Annotated in this window: 14 protein-coding genes and 1 tRNA gene; 8 read left to right on the forward strand and 7 right to left on the reverse strand. The window is 64.6% G+C overall.

Features of this window, described 5'->3' with window-relative positions; translation table 11 throughout:
- Positions 1 to 62: 62 nt before the first annotated feature.
- Positions 63 to 4,283, reverse strand: a complete 4,221-nt coding sequence (locus tag F4U95_RS07150) for a translocation/assembly module TamB domain-containing protein (RefSeq protein ID WP_150425140.1) — start codon at positions 4,281 to 4,283, stop codon at positions 63 to 65.
- Positions 4,283 to 6,427: an autotransporter assembly complex protein TamA gene (locus tag F4U95_RS07155; RefSeq protein ID WP_150425141.1), complete on the reverse strand. Its 2,145-nt coding sequence runs from the start codon at positions 6,425 to 6,427 to the stop codon at positions 4,283 to 4,285. Before F4U95_RS07155 ends, F4U95_RS07150 begins: the two co-directional genes overlap by 1 nt.
- Positions 6,428 to 6,566: 139 nt before the next feature.
- On the opposite strand from F4U95_RS07155, the gene recJ reads away from it, so the two are divergent.
- The 3 genes from recJ (at position 6,567) to F4U95_RS07170 (ending at position 9,271) form a co-directional block, all read left to right on the forward strand.
- Positions 6,567 to 8,333: a single-stranded-DNA-specific exonuclease RecJ gene (gene recJ / locus F4U95_RS07160; protein ID WP_150425142.1), complete on the forward strand. Its 1,767-nt coding sequence runs from the start codon at positions 6,567 to 6,569 to the stop codon at positions 8,331 to 8,333.
- A 100-nt stretch (positions 8,334 to 8,433) separates the two neighbouring features.
- Positions 8,434 to 8,508, forward strand: a tRNA-Glu gene (locus F4U95_RS07165).
- 94 nt (positions 8,509 to 8,602) lie between these two features.
- Entirely contained in the window at positions 8,603 to 9,271 is a 669-nt protein-coding gene (locus tag F4U95_RS07170; protein WP_150425143.1) for a peptidylprolyl isomerase, read from the forward strand.
- Between the two features lie 4 nt (positions 9,272 to 9,275).
- Here F4U95_RS07170 and F4U95_RS07175 read toward each other — a convergent pair whose 3' ends face one another.
- Positions 9,276 to 10,022, reverse strand: a complete 747-nt coding sequence (locus tag F4U95_RS07175) for an AcvB/VirJ family lysyl-phosphatidylglycerol hydrolase (protein WP_246171519.1) — start codon at positions 10,020 to 10,022, stop codon at positions 9,276 to 9,278.
- Between the two features lie 160 nt (positions 10,023 to 10,182).
- Between F4U95_RS07175 and F4U95_RS07180 the strand changes: the two genes are divergently transcribed.
- A complete protein-coding gene (locus tag F4U95_RS07180) occupies positions 10,183 to 10,923 on the forward strand; it encodes a DUF72 domain-containing protein (RefSeq protein ID WP_150425145.1) in 741 nt (246 codons plus the stop codon).
- A gap of 65 nt (positions 10,924 to 10,988) precedes the next feature.
- Positions 10,989 to 11,138: a hypothetical protein gene (locus F4U95_RS24575; protein ID WP_161600380.1), complete on the forward strand. Its 150-nt coding sequence runs from the start codon at positions 10,989 to 10,991 to the stop codon at positions 11,136 to 11,138.
- A 125-nt stretch (positions 11,139 to 11,263) separates the two neighbouring features.
- Here F4U95_RS24575 and F4U95_RS07185 read toward each other — a convergent pair whose 3' ends face one another.
- Entirely contained in the window at positions 11,264 to 11,449 is a 186-nt protein-coding gene (locus F4U95_RS07185) for a PspC domain-containing protein (RefSeq protein ID WP_120251574.1), read from the reverse strand.
- Positions 11,450 to 11,777: 328 nt separating this feature from the next.
- Here F4U95_RS07185 and F4U95_RS07190 point away from each other — a divergent pair, with 328 nt between their 5' ends.
- A complete protein-coding gene (locus tag F4U95_RS07190; protein WP_150425146.1) occupies positions 11,778 to 12,170 on the forward strand; it encodes a gamma-glutamylcyclotransferase family protein in 393 nt (130 codons plus the stop codon).
- A 48-nt stretch (positions 12,171 to 12,218) separates the two neighbouring features.
- On the opposite strand, the gene F4U95_RS07195 is transcribed toward F4U95_RS07190, so the two are convergent.
- Entirely contained in the window at positions 12,219 to 14,834 is a 2,616-nt protein-coding gene (locus F4U95_RS07195; protein ID WP_170267478.1) for an EAL domain-containing protein, read from the reverse strand.
- A gap of 114 nt (positions 14,835 to 14,948) precedes the next feature.
- Positions 14,949 to 16,061 carry a DNA polymerase III subunit beta gene (dnaN, locus tag F4U95_RS07200; protein WP_120251577.1) on the reverse strand — a complete coding sequence of 371 codons (1,113 nt, stop codon included), beginning with the start codon at positions 16,059 to 16,061 and terminating at the stop codon, positions 14,949 to 14,951.
- A gap of 170 nt (positions 16,062 to 16,231) precedes the next feature.
- Here dnaN and F4U95_RS07205 point away from each other — a divergent pair, with 170 nt between their 5' ends.
- Together F4U95_RS07205 and rlmN are read left to right on the forward strand one after the other, a co-directional pair.
- Complete coding sequence (locus tag F4U95_RS07205; protein WP_150425148.1) at positions 16,232 to 16,744, forward strand: hypothetical protein; 513 nt, start codon at positions 16,232 to 16,234, stop codon at positions 16,742 to 16,744.
- Positions 16,745 to 16,912: 168 nt separating this feature from the next.
- A complete protein-coding gene (gene rlmN / locus F4U95_RS07210; protein WP_120252277.1) occupies positions 16,913 to 18,175 on the forward strand; it encodes a dual-specificity RNA methyltransferase RlmN in 1,263 nt (420 codons plus the stop codon).
- 279 nt (positions 18,176 to 18,454) lie between these two features.
- Here the strand turns inward: rlmN and F4U95_RS07215 are convergent, their stop codons facing one another.
- Positions 18,455 to 18,967, reverse strand: coding sequence for a porin family protein (locus F4U95_RS07215; RefSeq protein WP_120251578.1), 513 nt, complete (start codon positions 18,965 to 18,967; stop codon positions 18,455 to 18,457).
- Positions 18,968 to 19,340: the final 373 nt, after the last annotated feature.

Below are 19,340 nucleotides of genomic sequence, written 5' to 3' on the forward strand. Positions count from 1 at the left end.
GCGCCGGGGCAGGCTTCATATGAAGCAGGCGCATAGCGTTCAGCTACCGATCCTCTCCCGCCTCAATAATCCTTCGAATAGCGCAGGTTCGCCGACGACCCGGCGTTGGTGCCGGTCTTCGACAACAGGCTCAGCGTCTTGGACAGGGCGATCTCCAGCTGTGTGGCGGTAAAGCCCTTCGAGTCCGTAATCACCTCCACATAGATATTGTTGGAGATATGCTGCCCGACCGCCAGCGACGTGCCCCGCCCGGTCGTGTCATCGCCACCGACGATGCCGATCCGATCCAGGCCCGACGCGCCCTGCAACTTGCCCATCGGGTTCAAACCGCCGCTGCCACCGCGCAGGCCATTCAGCGCCGCCGCCAGCTGCACCGCCTGCATCGGCGAGAGGTTCGCGACATTGTCGCCGAACAGGATGCGCGACAGGATTTCGTCCTGCGGCAAAGTAGGCGTGGAGATGAAGGCGATATCGGGCTGCTGCGCCGATCCTGTCACCTGAATGCCCGCCGTCACAGTGTCGATCCGCGTCTGCGCCTTGATCTGCAGGATCGGGTTCAGCATCGGCCCGTTGAAGGTAATGACACCCTGCTCCAGGTCGAATTGATGGCCCGAGAAGCTGTAGCGGCCGCGCAGCGATTCGATCTTGCCGACCACGCGCGGATTGGCGGTGGTGCCGGTGACGCGCATGTTGGTCTTCCATTCGCTATCCAGGCCCATGCCGGTCACATAAATCTCGTTGTCGGCCCTAACCCTGATATCCAGCTTCCAGTCGGCGGGCTTCGCCGCGGCCTTGCGTGCCGCCAGCCGCGCGTCGAGCGCATCGCCGCCTTCGCCCTTGCGCCGCACGCCGGTCAACTGGCGGATCTCGGTACCACCCTGCCAGGCGACGCGATAGCGCGTCTCGGGCAGGTTCAGGTCGCCCTTGATCAACCCGCCATTGGCCGGATTGTTGCTGATGTTCAGCGTCCCGCTGACCACGCTGGTGATCGCCTCGCTGCGGGCCAGCCGCGCGCGATTGAGCTTCACCGCGATATCCATCGGGAAGCCGGCGTCCGCCGCCAGCCCGACATTGCCCGACGCCTGCACCGTGCCGTCGCCAGCCCGGCCGGAAAAGTCGCGTATCTCCAGATGATCGTTGGTGAAGCGTCCATCCAGCTTCATCTGGGTGACGCGCGTGCCGAACGTCTCATTCTCATAGGTCAGCGCATTGGCCCGCACCACACCGTTCAGCCGTGGATCGCTCAACCGTCCACTGAAATCGGCAGCAACCGCCAGCCCACCGGTCAATTGCTGGTCGGCCATGCCCGCAAAGGAGAAGAGCACATCAGCCGGTCCGGCATAGCGGATGCCACCGCCCAGCGGCGCATTCTGCAACTGCTCGGCCCAGCTTGCGCCCGCCCCCGGCGGTGCCAACGTCGCGGTGAAGCGGCCCAGCGTGCTGCTGCCCTCCCGGATCAGCCCGCGCAGGTCGCCACCGGCCGGGGACAGCTTGCCCTCGATGCTCATCGACACCGGATCGGACACGGCCGTCAGGCTGGACCGGCGGAAATCGTTGATCGCCAGCCGCGTCGTCGCGGTGGGGAAGGCGCTGCCCTTCTGGGCATAATCCAGCGTCCCGGTCATGCGGCCACCAATGCCCATGCCCGGCGCCATCATGTTGACGATCGCCAGATCGAAATCCTTGAACCGCGCCTGCGCGCTCGTCATGTCGCCAAAGCGGCCGGCCAGATCGACCTTGCCCTGCGGCAGCACCAGCGTCACCGGCTCCAGTCGATACCCGCCCGGTTCGGTGCGGATGATCGCCGGCTGCGCTAGTTTGAAATCGACATTGGCCGCCTTGCCCTGCAACACCACGGCGTAGAGGTCGGGGCGCAGCGCGGCATTGACCGCGAGCGAGAAGGGCACGCCGCTCGATCCATCCGCGACCAGCTGCGCGCGTCCACGTCCGCCCTGATAATCCACCCGCGCCCGCGCCTTGCGCACGACATAGGCGCCATAAGCGGCGTTGGCGAACTGGGCGTCCGCCTTGATCTGCGGCTGGTCGGTCAGCAGGATGGAAGCGGTGACGATCGCCCGACCGATCACGACATCGGCCTCGCCCGGCAATTTGGCGTTGCTGGCGGTGGCGTTGACGTCCACGCCCTGCACCTTGCCCACCGCCGCCAGCTTGACCGCGCCATTGATGCCGGAGCCATTGAGCGCCAGCTGCCCGGTGAAGGGCCCGGCGGCGCTCTGCTGGATGCGGCCGTTCATATCCACCCCGGCAAAGCGCGCCTTGGTCACATCGATGGTCAGCGGCCCTTGCGCCGTGCGAATGAGGACATTGGCGAAGAAGGGGCCATAAGGTGACCCGCCGGTCGCTTCCAGCCGATAGCCGGCCGCCTCGCCATTCAGCTTGGCAACCACATCGGTCAATTGCACGCCCACATTGGGCCGCGCCGCGCGCAACACCGCCTGCGGCCGTTCCATCGTCCCGCGCACCGTCAGGGCCAGCGGGCCATATTGTTTGGACGAGGCCGTGGCGTCGAACGCGACCTGCCCGTCCGTGTCATAGCTGCCGGACCCCGAATGGATGGTGAAATTGGGCGCGGCACCCTTCAGGCCGGCCAGCGTGAACTTGCCCTCCGGCGTCATGCCGATCCGGCCGGACATGACCGCATTGCCGCCCAGGAAATCGCGTACGGAGGCATTCTCCCAGCGCGCGGTCCGCACGCCGAACCGCCCGCCCAGCCCGAAGCCACCCTTGGGGCCGGGGATCAACTCGACATCGGTGTTCAGGTTGACGATGCCGACGCCGTCGATCTTATAATCATTGACCCGACCTTTGAGCGCCCCGCGATAGATGGCGTTGTCGAGGTCGGCCAGCACGATCGCGGTGGCGTCCACCTTGTCGCTGTCGATCTTCAGATTGTCGCTGATCAGCTTGCCCGCCGCATAAGCGAAGTCGCCCTTCACCCGAAGGTTCTGGAGCAGTCCGCCGGCGGCGGCGTTCAGGCCCGTCACACGGGTCGCAGTGGCATTGACCGGAATGCGGATGCGGTCCGCGTCGATCACCGCCCGGCCGCTCGCCTTCAGATTTTCGATACCGGTCGCATCGAAGGCCAGGCTCTTGGCCGTAATGTCATAGTCGATGAAGGGCGTCGCCATCGGCCCGTCGAGGATGATGGACGCGCGGACGTCTCGCCCCTTCACCTTGTCCATGATCGCGCCGGGCGTCAGCAGCGCGGCATTGATCTTCAATGCACTGAACTGGCTCTTGCCCAGGTCGATCAGGCCCTGCGCGTCGGCGCTCATCGCCGGGGACCGCAGCGTGCCCTTGATATTCACCCGCCGCTCGTTCAGCCCGGCGAACAGGTCGACGTCCAGCTGCGGCGCGGTCAGTCGATCGACGGTGCCCGCCAGGACCAGCCCCGGGCGCACCGGGCCTTTTGCCGTGAAATTGCCGTCGCGGGCCGCCAGCATGATATTCGCCAACTCACCCTTGGGCGATGTCGCAACGATCCTGCCGTCCCATGCCTGCCAGGTGCCCTTGCCATCCAGCGTCGCGGTCATGCCATCGGTGAGGCCCGACATGGCGGCGATCACGCCACCCTTGGGCGCGGTCAGCGTGCCGCTCATGGACAGGCGATTCTGCTCCGGCACAGCGTCCAGCTTCGCCTGCAATCGGTCGCCACTGTCGACGATGGCATCGGCGGACAGGATGGCGCGACCGTCCGAAATATGGGTGACGCCGTCGATCGCAATTTCGCGCTTCTGGCCGATGACCGGCTTGGCCAGCACGAACTTGCCGATCTTCATCCGATCGACGTCGATATCCAGATCCGGCAGGATCGGCGCGTTGGGATCGCTCGCCACGACATTGAACTGCGGGCTGCGCGCCAGAACGACCAGCGGCGTTTCCAGCAGGCTGACCGAAATATGCTTGTTGATGTAGCGGAACGGACGCCAGATCACATGCACCTTGGGGCTGACCGCGAACACGCCCTTGGGATCTCGCAGCACCAGATCATGGATCGTCATGTCGCTATAGATAGACCCGTCGATCCGGCCGACCTCGATCTTCATGCCCGATTCCATCTGGAGCGCGGCAATCTGCTGGATCAGGAATTTCTTGCCCGGTTGGGTATTGAGGCCGAGCAGCAGGCCCGCGACCAGAACCACCAGCGCCACGATCAGACCGACCGCACCGATCGCGATCTTCTGCCATAGCGGCCGCTTGGTCCGCACGATGACGGTTTCGGTCGCTTGCGCCGCCGGGGTGGGGGTGTCGTCCTGCGCCATCAGAAGGCTTGTCCGATGCCGATATAGAGGGCGAATTTGGATTCGCCGGGCTGCCGGTTGATCGGCATGGCGATGTCCGCGCGGAACGGACCGAAATTGGTGTAGAAGCGGCCGCCTATGCCGACGCCATAACGCATGTCGTTGAATTTGGGCATGGAGCTTTCATAGACCTGACCGGCATCGACAAAGGCGACGACGCCGTAATTGCCGAAGCGATAGCGGCCCTCGACCGCAAATTCATTGACGGATCGGCCGCCGACCGGATCGTTGTTCGCGTCCTTCGGCCCCAATTCCTGATAGCCGAAACCACGCACCGATCCGCCGCCGCCGGCATAGATGCGCCGCGACGGCGCGACATCGTCGCGGCTGACCCCGCTGATCGTGCCGACCTTCGCCCGGCCTGCGATGACCAGGCTGTCCGACACCGGATAATAGCCGGTCAGGTCGAAACTGGCGCGCAGATAGGGGGAGAAATTGCCCTGCAACGACCCTTCCGGTTCGGCGCGCACATTGGCGCGGAAGCCTTTGGTCGGGTTGAGCAGGTCGTTCGACCGGTCATAGCCGACCTGCACCGGCAGGCCGCCGATGAAATAGGTGCGCCGCGTCTTGTCCGCCGTCAGCAGGTTGGTCACCACCTGTTCGTTGGTCAGCAGGACTTCCGCCCCATAGCTATATGTCCAGCGCTTCTGGAAGATCGGCGTCGATTGCCGCGACCAGCCGACATTCAGGCCGGCGGTAAACGCCTCATAGGCATCGTAATTCTGGTGGTTCAATGTGATGCCGGTCTGGAACGTCTTGTCCCGCTTGCCGGCATTGGACCGGCGGAAGGTCGCCGACGCGCCCTGTTCCTGCGTCCCCGCGATCGCGCCCAGGATCAGCGCGCCTTCGGGCCGGAACATGTTGCGATGGGTCCATGTCCCCTCCGCACGGAATCCCTGGCCGGTGCCATAGCCCGCTTCGCCCGCCAGCGTGCGGGGCGGCCCGGCCTCCTGCTCGACCATCAGGTCGACATATTCGGTCCCGTCCGGTCCGGCCTCGCCGGTCTGCACCGGCTCCACCGACACGCTGGAGAAAAGCGCCGTCGCCACCAGTGCCTTGCGCAGGTCGTCGACCTTGCGGCTGTCATAGATCTGGCCTGGCTTGTAGCGCTTGATGACCTCCATATGGTCGGCGCCGAACGCCTGCTTCTCGCCGGAGGTCACGATCTTGCGGAAGGTGCCGCGCGGGCCGACTGCGACGGGCAGCGTATAGTCGCCCGTCACCGTCGCGGGGTCGAGCAAGATGTCGCGTTCGCCCACCTTGGCGAAGGGATAGCCATTTTCCGGCAGCTTCAGCGCCACATTGGCTTCCGCGCTCTCCACCAGAGTCGCGACGATGAAATCGCCGCTCTTCAATGGCAGGCTGTCGCGGACCAGCCCCGGCGGCACGGTCTGGTCGGCGGTGATGACGATCGTGCCGATCTTGTACCGCTTGCCCGGCGTCACCGAAATGACGGCTTTCAGCGTCCCGTCACCCGCCTGATCCAGGCTGGCGAGCGCGGTCGCATCATAATAGCCCTCGGAATAGAGCAGGCGCGTCGCCAGCTTCTCATCCTCCTGCGCGCGGGCCTGCACCATGGCGGCGGTGTCCGCCTTGCCCTTGCCGTCGATCAGGGCGGATGCGCCGCGAAACTCGTCTTCCAATCCCGTCTTGCCGAACCCCTCTATGCTGGTGGCGTAGCGCACGTCGGGCAGCTTGGCATTGGGGTCTTGCTCGGCCGCGACATTGGCCGGCACGGTCACGCTGTCCAGCGACGGCAGCGGCTGGGCCAGTTCCTGCTCCTCGGCCGGATCGATCGCCGCCGGCAATTCGGCGGGCGTGGTCGATGACTGCGGCATCTGCTGGTCGATCCAGCTGTCGATGGAGGGTAGGGGCGCGTTGGTATCGGTCGCCTTGGGATCAGCGGGCACCTTGGCCGGTACTTTGGGCAGTCGCGCCTCGAACTGATCGTCGGGCAGGATCGGCTCTTCGGCGTCGCTCTGCGCGGCACCGGCCGGGGCGGGGGGCGGGGGCGTCGCGCTCTGTGCCATCAACGGCAGCGGCGATGCCGTCATCAGCGCCACGGCCAATATACGCCGGACATGATAGGCCTGCCGTCTTGTCATGAAATCGCGATGCCCCTTTCGCGCCGGGCATTCCACATGCCCCGCAAAGAGGCAATACGCCCAAAGGGTTGCGACGGTTCCGTTCGCGACATGATTTGCCGTGCTTCCCTCATGACGTTGCGGGGTCTAGAGCCGATGCATGACATTTGCCCTCAATATTTCACGCTCCCTGTCCGGTCAGCCCTGGCGCTGGCGGGGCGGCAATGCCGATGCGCGCGACCCATCCTATCTGCCCGACGATCTGGTGACGCAATTGCTGCTGGCGCGCGGCTGTCCGCGCGACGCGCTGGACGCGCACCGCAACCCCACCATTCGCGCCTTCATGCCCGACCCCAGCTTGTTTCGCGACATGGATGCGGCGGCCGAGCGGATCGCCGACGCGGTCCAGGCGCAGGAGGATGTGCGCATCTTCGGCGATTATGACGTCGATGGCGCGACCAGCGCGGCGCTGCTCATCCGCCTGCTGCGCGACCTTGGCTTGCATGCCAAACCCTATATCCCCGACCGGCTGATGGAGGGCTATGGCCCCTCGGGCGAGGCGCTGGTGCGGCTGGCGGGCGAGGGCGCGAGCCTGATCGTCACCGTCGATTGCGGCGCACAGGCGTTCGAGGCGCTGTCGATGGCCAAGGCGACCGGCGTGGACGTCGTCGTGGTCGATCATCATAAATGCGCGACGCAGCTTCCCGAAGCCTTTGCGCTGGTGAACCCCAATCGTCTGGACGAGCATCCCGATGCCGCCGTCCACGGCCATCTGGCGGCGGTCGGTGTCGCCTTCCTGCTGGGCGCGCGGCTTTTGAAAGCGCTCGACGCGCGCGGCTGGTTCGCCAGCCGGGCCAAGCCCAACATATTGGACCTGCTGGACATCGTCGCCTTGGGCACGGTAGCGGACGTGGCGCAGCTGCGCGGCCTCAACCGCGCCTTCGTGGCGCAGGGGCTGAAAGTCATGGCGAAGCGGCACAATGTCGGCCTGGCCGCGCTGATCGACGCCAGCCGCCTGACCCGCGCGCCGCTCTGCCACGACCTGGGCTTCGCGCTCGGCCCGCGCATCAATGCCGGGGGGCGTGTGGGGCAGGCGGATCTGGGCGTAAGGCTGCTGACGACACAAGATCCGGACGAGGCTGCACGCATCGCTGCACAGCTCGATCATTATAACGAAGAACGCCGCGCCATCGAATCGACGGTGCAGGAACAGGCGGAGGAACTGCTCGCCGCGCAGGGCAATCGCGCCGTCGCCGTCATATCGGGGCAGGGCTGGCATCCCGGCGTCATCGGCATCGTTGCAGGGCGCATCAAGGAAAAGGCCGGCCGCCCCGCCATCGTCATCGCCGTGGACGACGACGGCGTGGGGAAGGGCTCCGGCCGATCCATATCCGGCGTGGATCTGGGCGCGGCGGTATTGGCGGCCAAGGATAGCGGCCTGCTGGTCGCGGGCGGCGGCCATGCCATGGCGGCGGGCCTGACTGTCATGGCCGACCGGATCGACGCGCTCGCCGACTATCTGGACGAGCGCCTGTCCGCCGCCGTCAGCAGGGCGCGGGACGATCGTGCGCTGCTGATCGACGCGGTGCTGGCGCCCGCTGGCGTCAACCCCGACTTCGTCGCCGCGATCGAGCAGGGCGGCCCCTATGGCGCCGGCTGGCCCGCACCGCTGATCGCCGCCGGCCCCATGCGGGTGGTGAAGGCCGACGTCGTGGGCAACGGCCATTTGCGCGCCGTCATGGCGGGGATGGATGGCCGGTCGATCAAGACCATCGCCTTTCGCAAGGCGGAAAGCGACATGGGGCAGGCGATCCTGGCCGCGCCCTACGACCGCAAATTATGGGTCGCGGGCAAGGCGAAGATCGACGATTGGGGCAGCCGTCCCGCCGCCGAACTGCATCTGGAGGATGCCGCCTGGGCCGATTGAAAAATATTGCATTTTTCTTGCGCAAAGGGGGTTGACCGTTTCGTCGTCCCCGCCTAATTGCGCCTTCGCTTCGCAGCACTGGCCACTCAGTTCTGCATGTGGTCCCATCGTCTAACGGTTAGGACACTGCCCTTTCACGGCAGCGATACGGGTTCGAATCCCGTTGGGATCACCACCCTTGCTTCGGCAAGGGGCTAGCGCCTTCACCGCCGATATTTGGTCATGCGCCTCGGTTGCGCAGCGGTTGCTCGCTCTGTAGGGCTGCGCCGATGTCGTTTCTTTTGCGTCTGCTCTGCCTGCTGGTCGGCCTTGCGCCTGCCATGGCCTTCGCCCTTCCCGCCAACCGGCCCACGCCCGGTTTCGCCCGTGTCGCGATCGAAACCTCCGTCGGCACGATCGTCGTCGCGGTGGACCAGAAGCGCGCGCCGCGCACCTCGGCCAATTTCCTCACCTATGTCGATGACGGCCGTTTCGACGGCGTCACTTTCTATCGCGCGGCGCGGCGCAAGAGCGATCCCGAATATGGCCTGATCCAGGGCGGCATCGACACCGACGCCCGCCGCTCGCTCCCGCCCATCCCGCATGAGCCGACGACGCAGACCGGCATTCTCCATCTCGACGCCACCCTGTCCATGGCGCGGCCCAATCGGCCCAATTCGGCCATGGGCAATTTCTTCATCACCATCGGCGCGACGCCCAATATGGACGCGCGCGGCGCCTATATCGGCTATGCCGCCTTCGGCCATGTGGTCGGCGGCATGGATGTGGTGCGCAAGATCCTGGCCGTGCCGACCTGTTGCGGGTCCGGGCCTATGCGCGGGCAAATGATCGTCAAGCCCATCACCATCTTGCACGCAAAGCGGCTGGACGGCACGCCCAAACCCTCGCGCGGGGTCAAGCCCTGGCTGATCGGCCTCAAGCGCCAGCCCGCAAAATAGCCTGCTACCCGCGATCGGCGTCGTGATCGATCAGCGCGCGCAGCACGGTCGCTGCGACCAGCGGGGCATCATGGCTGAGCGAATGCGCGCCCGGCAGGGCCGCCACATGAACGTTCGGCGCGTGCCACAAGGGGCAGAGGCTGTGCTTCTCCTGCACGCCATAGACGCACAGGACGGGCGCCCAGTTCAGGCCGCGGGCGAACGGCATGGCCGGCCCGTCATTACGGCCGAACGCCAGAATGCTGTCCGGGCTGGCTCGGTACAACATGGTGTCGGCGGGCACGATCATCGCGATTCCGCTCAATTGCGCGCGCAGACCCGCAGGCAAATCGCGCAGCCCGGACAGCGCCATGTTGCCGCCGAAAGAATGGCCGATCAGCATGACGCGCTTTGCGCCGCGCAATGCCAGGGCCCGTCGGATGGCGGCGACCATGAAGGCCTGCGCATCGCCTTGCGTCTGTCGCCGTGAAAAGGCGCTCAGGGAATTGACGGCCAGCACGGATATGCCCTGCGCGGCCAGTTGTCGGGCGATCCTTGGCCCCATGCCGATGTTGAAGCCCATGTCGCCCGACAGCAGCAGGGCGACCGTACCGCGCGCACGCGCGTCGGGCACGACCGTCGCCGGGACGATCGTGAAAGTCTGGCCACAGGGATAGCCCAGGCGCAGGCAATAGGCTGCGCCCGCCATCAGGCTCGCGATCAGGACGAGCGCCATATATTTTCGCCATGCGGTCGGTCGAATCAGGATCATGGGTCCGGTCACGCAGCAAAATTCCGCAGGATGCAGGAATTGCAGAGCGCGATGATTGGCCGACCCGCCCTTCCGCCAAGCTGGCCTGCGAATAACCATTTTGTAACCCGGCCCGCGCCGCGCCATAGAGGGGGAGGCTGGCGCTGTAGGGAGAGCATAAATGGCAGGACGGATCAGGGTGGGCATTGGCGGCTGGGTCTATGAGCCATGGCGCGGCATCTTCTATCCGGCGGGGCTGCGACAGAAGGATGAGCTGGCCTATGTCGGCGAACATCTGACCGCGACGGAAATCAACGCGACCTATTATAGCAGTCAGAAGCCCGCGACCTTCGCCGGCTGGGCCAGGGCGGTGCCGGATGGCTTCCAGTTCGCGGTGAAGGCGTCGCGCTACTGCACCAATCGCAAGATCCTGGCCGAAGCCGGCGATTCGATCGCGAAATTCACGCAGCAAGGTATCGCCGAACTGGGTGACCGGCTCGGCCCGATCCTGTGGCAATTCATGCCCACAAAGAGGTTCGATGCCGACGATTTCGGCGCCTTCCTGCAATTGTTGCCGGCCAGCGTCGATGGCGTGCCGCTCCGCCATGCGCTGGAGGTCCGGCATGAAAGCTTCGACGATCCCGCCTTCCTCGTCATGGCGCGCGATGCGGGCGCGGCGGTGGTTTTTGCCGATCATGACGATTATCCCGCCATCACCGGCCATGACGTCGGCTTTTCCTATATTCGGCTGATGCGTGCCCGGTCCGACGAAGCAACCGGCTATGCCCCCGCCGACATCGCCCGCTGGGCCGATCGCGCGCAACGGCTGGCGGCGCAGGGCGACATGTTCGGCTTCTTCATCGGTGGCGCGAAGGAGCGCAACCCGGCCGCGGCGCAGGCCATGATCGTGGCTTTGGGGTAACACCCCTGTTGCTCTGTTGCGTTTGATGCAATCGGCATGTCGCGCTTTGCGATTGTTACAAGAATATGACGGGCGTAGTGGCCCGCATCCCCGAAGACCGGGGATCGATTCTTACAACTATGGAGCAAAATATGCGTCAGATGTTTCAGGGCACTGTGCTGGCCGTTGCGGTCGGCGTTCAGATGCTGACCTTCTATTCGGTGCTTTATGCCTGATCGCGTATCTGTCGCGATCTTCATCCCGTGTGATCGGGATGCCAAAAGGCCGCTCCTGCGATAAGCAGGGCGGCCTTTTTACTTGATATCGACTTTTGTGGTCCCGATCGAACGGCTCGGCAGGTTCAGCCCTCCGCCAGCCAACCAGCGAGCAGATAGGCCACGACGCCGATCGGTCCCAGCGCGCAGAGCGTCAGCAGCACCAGCGCGACGCGCAGGATCGTGACGTCCAGGCCGGTGCGGTTGGCGATCCCGGCGCACACGCCCATGATCTTGCCGTTGCGACGGTCCAGGGTGAAACTGTTGTTCATGTCTCTGACTTTCCGTTGATAGGATGGACGGGGCGATCAGGCGATCGGCGCGACGGGAACGGCGGCGCTCACGAACAGGCCGGCGACGATGAAAGCGCTGGCAAGGGCGAAGGCGGCGTTCTGGATCTTGGCGATGGACATGGTGGATACTCCCTGTTGTGCGTTGGCCGACCATCCGGCCTTGATGCCAACAGACATTGCAGAGGCCGTGCCAAATCTGCATTTTCGGCAGAAATCCGCGCATTTTCCATGGTTGCAGGACAAGGAGCGACGATGAAATATCCCGTTATTGGGAAATTTCACCGCAATGTGGTGAAATGGACGCGCGATGCGCGATAGCCTGTTGTTCGTCTATGGTACGTTGCGCTTTGCCTTCGACGGGCCGATGGCGCGGCGCCTGCGGGCGGAGGCGCAGCTTGTGGGGTCGGCACGGGCGCAGGGCATGCTGTACCGCCTGGCAGGCTATCCGGGCTTCGTACCGGGCGCAGAGGGTGTGGTGACAGGCGAGCTGTTCGCGTTGACAGACGCGGAGGCCACATTGGCCTGGCTCGACGATTATGAGGAATGTGCGGGGGATAGCCCGCAGCCGCACGAATATCGGCGGCTACGGCTGATGGTCGAGGGGGAACAAGGCCGTGTCGCGGCATGGACCTATGTTTATGCGCGCGACCCATCGGGATGGCCGATCATCGCCAGTGGCGACTTTCTGGCGTCTGTTTAGCGCCCTTTGAAGTCAGCATGATCCGATTCGATCGCATCGGATCATGCTTTAGGAGGCCATGGACCGCGGCGGATTGCGCAAGGTGCTGACATCCACGGCGCCGGCGAATTCCACGCCCATCCGGTCGTCTCTCGACCATTTGCTGGTCGCGTTGACGAACTGGTTTTCGGCCATCTCGATCGCGAACAGCGTGCCCACCGGCACGTTCCACAATCCTTCGATCAATGCCCCAGTGGCGGAGATGTTGCGCACGCGGCCGGTATAGACATGGCCGTCATGATGGACCGCGATGGTACGCAGCATCGTCTTGCGTTCGGGGCGGCTGGACTGGAAGCCGTTGGCGCTGGCCGCTGTGCCGGCGCGGTTTTGGCTGGCCATCACATCGGCCATCGGCATCGGCCGGCCGTAAATATAGCCCTGGATATGGCTGCAACCCAGCTGGCGGATCAGCGCCAGCTCATCCTGCGTTTCCGCGCCCTCGGCCGTAGTGTCCATGCCCAGCGCCTCGGCCAGGCTGACGATCGCCTTGATGATCGCGCTGTTGCGATTGCCCTTGATCGCGGCGCCGCGCACGAAGCTCTGGTCGATCTTGATCTTGTCGAACGGCGCCTTCTTCAGATAGCCGAGCGAGGAATAGCCGGTGCCGAAATCGTCCAGCGCCAGGCGGACGCCGATCGCCTTCAACCGATTGAACATCGCGTCCGTGCCATCGTCGTCGTTCAGGAAGACGCTCTCGGTGATCTCCAGTTCCAACCGTTCGGGCGCCAGTTGTGCGGCGGCCAGCGCATTCATGACGGTGGAGGGGAAGCCGGGATTGGCGAACTGGGTCGGCGACACGTTCACCGCGACGCGGATCCCTTCCTGCCATTCCGCCGCATCGCGGCAGGCGGTGCGCATCACCCATTCGCCGATCTGGGCGATCAGGCCGCTATCTTCCGCAATGGGTATGAACAGCGCCGGTGAGATCGGCCCACGCACCGGATGGTTCCAGCGCAGCAGTGCTTCGTATCCGGTAATCTGCTCCGTCTTGGACGACACGACCGGCTGGTAGACTAGGTGCAGGCCGTCGTCGGTCAGCGCGCGACGCAGATCCTCCTCCAGCTGCCGGCGATTTTCCGCGTCGGCATGCATGTCCGACGAATAGAAGCGATGGACGCCGCGCCCGTCGCCCTTGGCGGCGTAGAGCGCCAGGTCGGCGTTGCGGATCAGCGCGTCGGCGGTCACGCCGTCCTGCGGGCAGACCGACAGGCCGATCGACACGCCGATGACCACGGCATTGCCTTCGACCGTATAGGGTTGCGACACCGCGCTGATGACCGCCTGCGCCAGATGGGCGAGTACGGTCTGGTCGTGGCGGCCGGGCAACAATATCTTGAATTCGTCGCCGCCTTGCCGTCCGACCAGCCCCTTTTCGCCGACCACGCGCTGCAACCGCTGGCTGACCTGCCGCAGCAGGGCGTCGCCGGCGGGGTGGCCCAGCGTGTCGTTGACGATCTTGAACCGGTCAAGGTCCAGCATCATCAGCGTGCATTCGCCCGGCTTGCCATGGCGATCGGCCACGGCCTGCTCCAGCGACCGCAGCATCTGGATGCGGTTGGCCAGGCCCGTGAGGGAATCGAACTGGGCCAGGCGCGTGACCTCCGCCTGGTTGCGGCGTGTTTCGGTCAGGTCGGTGCCCGCCCCGCGAAAGCCATGGAACTGGCCATATTCGTTGAACACTGGCTGGCCCGAAATCGACCACCAGCGCTCCTCTTCCTTCGCCATGGCGGCGCAGACGGGAATATCGGCAAAGCCGGTGCGTGCGGACAAATGAAAGCCCAGCGTGCGTTCGCCATCGCCCTGCTTCTTGTCACCGGGACGCACGATCTCGGTGATCGGCTTGCCGATCAGCGTCCCGACGGACACGGACAATGACTGGGCCAACGTGTCGCTGATATAGGTCAGGCACCCCTGACGGTCGGTTTCCCAGAACCAGCCGCGCCCGGTGCGCTCATGCTCCTGCAACAGCCGGTCGGAACGCTGGGCGCGCAGATCCTGCTGGTGCCGGGCGATCGCCTGGTCGCGGTCCGCCGTCGCCTGGCGCAATGTGGCGACCAGCATGACGATGACGCAGCTGAGCAACAGGCCGATCTGGGCCATGCCCGCCTTTTCCACCACCGACACCAGCAGCGCGCCGAGGAAATAGCTGATGCCGAGCAGGCGCCGGTCGCCGAAGATGCAGACGGCGAGCAGCGCCACCGACAGCTCGGGCACCGCCGCCAGGAACAGCGCATCGGTCGCGGCCTTGGTTTCATAACCCAGCCACAGGCTGAAGGTCAGGCCCGACAGGAACACCATGGGCAGCATCATCCAATTCTGGATATGCGGCATGCGGTGACGGAACCAGTTGCGGCGCGGGAGCAGCATCAGCGTACCGTCGATGATCAGCATGGCGACCATCAACGCGATCTGGAGCGGTTCGCCGGCATAGAAGGGCAGGTTGAGCAGGGCGACCACGCTGAACTTGGTCAGCAGGATCAAAGGCCACAGCCGCGCGATATGGAAAAAATTGCCCGAAATCCAGGACGCCGATACTTCGGTCCCGCTCTCCGAAAGGCCGAGCGCGACCATCAATGTCATGGAACGGGACGGATTATCGTCGAGGGATGCGCGCAGTAAAGACATGCTCCACCGGTAGCGCAAACTCCTTGCCAGAGGATTACCTCCGGCCCGCTTTGGTGCAGGCTGAAACCTGCACCAAAGGGCATGTGCAGGCGAGAACCTGCGCTGCAATAACCGTCAGACGCGCATCGGCATCAGCACGTACAGCGCCGGGCTGTCGTCGCTTTCGCGGATCAGCGTCGGCGCGGCCGCATCGGCCAGATGCAGCTCGACCAAATCGCTGTCGATCTGGCCCAATATGTCGAGCAGATAGCGGGCGTTGAAGCCGATGTCGAAGCCTTCGCCCTGGAAAGCGCCGGGCACTTCTTCGGCCGCGGTGCCATTTTCGGGGCTGGTGACGGACAGGGTGATCTTGTCCTTGTCCAGGCTCATCTTGACCGCGCGGGTCTTTTCCGTGGCGATGGTGGCGACGCGGTCGACGCCATCCTCGAAGCTGCGCGGATCGATCTTGAGCAGCTTGTCGTTCGCGGTCGGGATGACGCGGCTATAATCGGGGAAGGTACCGTCGATCAGCTTGCTGGTCAGGATCGCGCTGCCCAGGCCAAAGCGGATCTTGCTGGCCGACAGGGCGATGCCCACCGACCCTTCGACCTCGTCCAGCAGCTTGCGCAGCTCGCCGATGCATTTGCGCGGGATGATGATGCCGGGCATGCCTTCCGCGCCGTCCGGGCGGGTCACGGTGACGCGCGCCAGACGGTGGCCGTCGGTCGCGGCGGCCTTCAGCACCGGCTGATCGTCGTCCGTGACGTGGAAATAGATGCCGTTCAGATAATAGCGCGTCTCTTCGGTCGAAATGGCGAAGCGCGTCTTGTCGATGATCTGCTTCAACGTTTCGGCCGGCAGTTCGAACGTCGTGGGCAGGTCGCCCTCGGCGATCACCGGGAAATCGTCGCGCGGCAGGGTCGACAGGTTGAAGCGGGCGCGACCGGCCTGGATCAGCATCTTGCCCTCGGCCGCATGCAGCGACACCTGGCTGCCCTCGGGCAGCTTGCGGGCGATGTCGAACAATGTGTGGGCGGAAATGGTCGTGGCGCCGGCCTGTTCCACCTGCGCCGACACGCTTTCGACGATCTGAAGGTCAAGGTCGGTCGCCATCAGCTTGATCGCGCCGTCGGCCGATGCCTCGATCAGGACGTTGGACAGGATGGGAATGGTATTTCTGCGCTCGACCACCGATTGGACGTGGCTCAGGCTCTTGAGGAGCGTTGCGCGTTCGATGGTGGCCTTCATGTCCCTGTTCTGTCCGTTCTTTTTAAGCCAATAGCCGGGGGTTCGGTCGAATCCCGGCGACAATGATGGATGCTCCTTCATAGCCGCTCGAACGCCTCCTGCAAGCGTCGCATGCACGCTTTCGACCGGTCGGGGTTGCAAAAGGGGACGGCTTGGGCTTTGCCAATGCCATGCGCCCCACAACCCCTAGCGCCTTGGCGTTGCTGCCCCTCCTGCTGCTTGTGGCATCGCCGGCCATGGCCCGCGATTCATTGGGCATTTTCGAAAACTGGGGCGCCTTTCGCGATTCCGGCGCCAGTCAAAGCGGGCCGCGCTGCTACGCCATCGCCCAGCCGGTCGCGCGCCGTGGCCAGCCGCCCAGGGGCTTCGCCTCGGTCGGCAGCTGGCCACGCAACCATGTGCGCGGGCAACTGCATATCCGGCTCGGCCGGGCGCGGGCGAGCGCGGCGCCGGTCGTCCTCACCGTAGGGGAGCGCCGCTTCACGCTGGTCGGCGGACAGATGGACGCCTGGGCCGCCGATGCGCGCGGTGACGCGCAGATCGTCGCCGCCATGCGCTCAGCCAGCAGCATGAGCGTGGCCAGCGTCGGCGCGGACGGGCGCGGCTTTGCCGACAGCTACGCCCTGCGCGGCGCGGCGACGGCGATCGACGCGGCGGCGCTGGGCTGCGCCAAATTGCGTTAAGCTTGAAAATGCGCGGCAGAGCGCATTTTTACCGCACCGGCCCGCACCCCCACCCGGCCACCCAATCAGGGTACGCTGTGGGAGGCCGGGTGGGGGTGCGGGCCGGTGCAGTTCATCAACATGCAACACATCTTTAAAAATCCGCGAAAATCGACTATGTGCGCGACCATGCAATCAGCCGCCAGCCCGCTCATGCCGATTCCCGGCCCCCTTGACCCTGTGCCCGTGCCGCGCGCGGTGACCCCGCGAGAGGATGGCCGCATCGACCTCATGGGCCTGTCCCGCCCTCAGATAAAGAGTGCGCTGGAGGAGGTCGGCCTCGACGTGAAGGCCGCCAAGCTGCGCTCCAAGCAGCTGTTCCACTGGCTCTATCATCGCGGCGAAACCGATTTCGAGGCGATGACCGACCTTGCCAAGCCGATGCGCGGCTGGATGGCCGAACGCTTCGTGGTCGGCCGCCCGGAAGTGGTCGAGGCACAGGTATCGACCGACGGCACCCGCAAATGGCTGCTTCGCTCGGACGACGGGCAGGATTATGAAATGGTCTTCATCCCCGATGCGGACCGCGGCACGCTCTGCGTCTCCAGCCAGGTGGGCTGCACCTTGAACTGCAGCTTCTGCCACACCGGCACGATGCGTCTGGTACGCAACCTGACGCCGGGCGAAATCGTGGGGCAGGTCATGCTGGCGCGCGATGCGCTGGGCGAATGGCCCAAGGGCAATATGGGTGCGGCCAATGATGCGGACGAGGATGAGGACGCCTCGCAATATTCGCCCGACGGGCGGATGCTGACCAACATCGTCATGATGGGCATGGGCGAACCGCTCTATAATTTCGAGCATGTGCGCGACGCGCTCAAGGTCGTGATGGACGGCGATGGCCTGGCCCTGTCGCGCCGCCGCATCACCCTGTCCACCTCCGGCGTCATTCCGATGATGGCCCGCGCGAGCGAGGAAATCGGCGTCAACCTGGCCGTGTCGCTCCATGCCGTGACCAAGGAGGTGCGCGACGAGCTGGTCCCGCTCAACCGCAAATATGGCATCGAGGAATTGCTTCAGGCCTGCGCCGACTATCCCAAAGCCAGCAATGCGCGCCGCATCACCTTCGAATATGTGATGATCCGCGACAAGAATGACAGCGATGAGGATGCGCGCGAACTGGTCCGCCTGATCCGCAAATACAAGCTGCCGGCCAAGGTGAATCTGATCCCGTTCAACCCCTGGCCCGGCACCGACTATGAATGTTCGACGCCAGAACGCGTCCGCGCGTTCAGCAGCATCGTGTTCGAAGGTGGCATCAGCGCGCCGGTCCGCACGCCCCGTGGCCGCGATATCATGGCCGCCTGCGGCCAGTTGAAGTCCGCGAGCGAAAAGAAGAGCAAGGCCGAAATCAAGCGCCTGGCCGAAGAGAAGCAAGCCGCACTCGGATAATCCGGGGACTCAGTCTTTTCCACAAGGCACGACATAAAGCCCCGCCCGCAACGGCGGGGCTTTTCTTTTCGCGCTGCCCCGCCCCATCCTGCACAATGACATCAAGCGATGATGTGGATTTATGGCGTTTCGTTCCCCGGCGCAGGCTGGGGGGCGGCTCAGACCGTGAAACTGGAGCCCGGCCTGCGCCGGGGAACGATTCCTACGACCAGGCCCATAAGAAAAGGGCGGCCCCTTGCGGGACCGCCCTTCCTTGAAATCTGATCGTCTTGAGAGGGATCAGAAACGGAAGCCGACGCCAACCAGGCCAACGTCGCGACCGCCGATATTGGATTCATATTCGCTGCGCTGATATTCAGCCGAGATGTAGGTGGTCGGGGTCACCGAATATTCCAGACCGCCGCCGTAACGCACGCCTTCGAACGACGCGCCGCCATTGCCCAGGTCGATGCGGGTGTTGGCATAGCCGACCTTGCCGAACGCCAGAACCTGCGGGGTCAGCGTGTAGCCGAGGCGCACCGAAGCGGCCAGATCGCGGCTGACTTCCGCACCGGCGCCGGCGCTGGTGGTGGTGTCGCTGAACGACACTTCAGGACCGAAGGTCACGCCCGGGGTGACGGCCAGGTCGTAGCCTGCGGTCACGCCATAGGTGAAGCCGTCACGGCCATCGAACTTGTCGTAGCCCGCGGTGATGCCCGCGCGCGGCCCGGTGAAGGGCGCAGCGTCCTGAGCAAAGGCAGGGGCCGAAACAGCGGTGGCAGCAGCAATGGCTGCGAAAATCACAGTCTTCATAAAGTCCTCGATATTTATCTTGTCGCCGCGACTTAGACATTCATCCGGCGTTCAGGTTCGATGCAAAGATATTACGAACTTATTCTCATAATAACTCCTGCGACTCTTCTCTCCATTATCGGGAGATCAAGAGCGCGATCTGCATCACGACCGCGCAACTGCCATCTAGGATCGCAAGTTTGAGTTGCAAAGGGGTTCAACCTTTATTTCAATCAATTTCAGGGCTTGTGTTGCAAAACTGTTACATCGGCCGATCCGGCCTGTGCGCACCCCGCGCGACCCATCCCGCCAGGCCCCGTCGGCCGCGCGTCGCCAAATGATCGGATCATAAACAAGCCAGATATCTCATGGGGATAGAGGCGGTGGACAGGCC

This window comes from Sphingobium limneticum (genome assembly GCF_008710165.1).
Classification (GTDB): domain Bacteria; phylum Pseudomonadota; class Alphaproteobacteria; order Sphingomonadales; family Sphingomonadaceae; genus Sphingobium; species Sphingobium limneticum.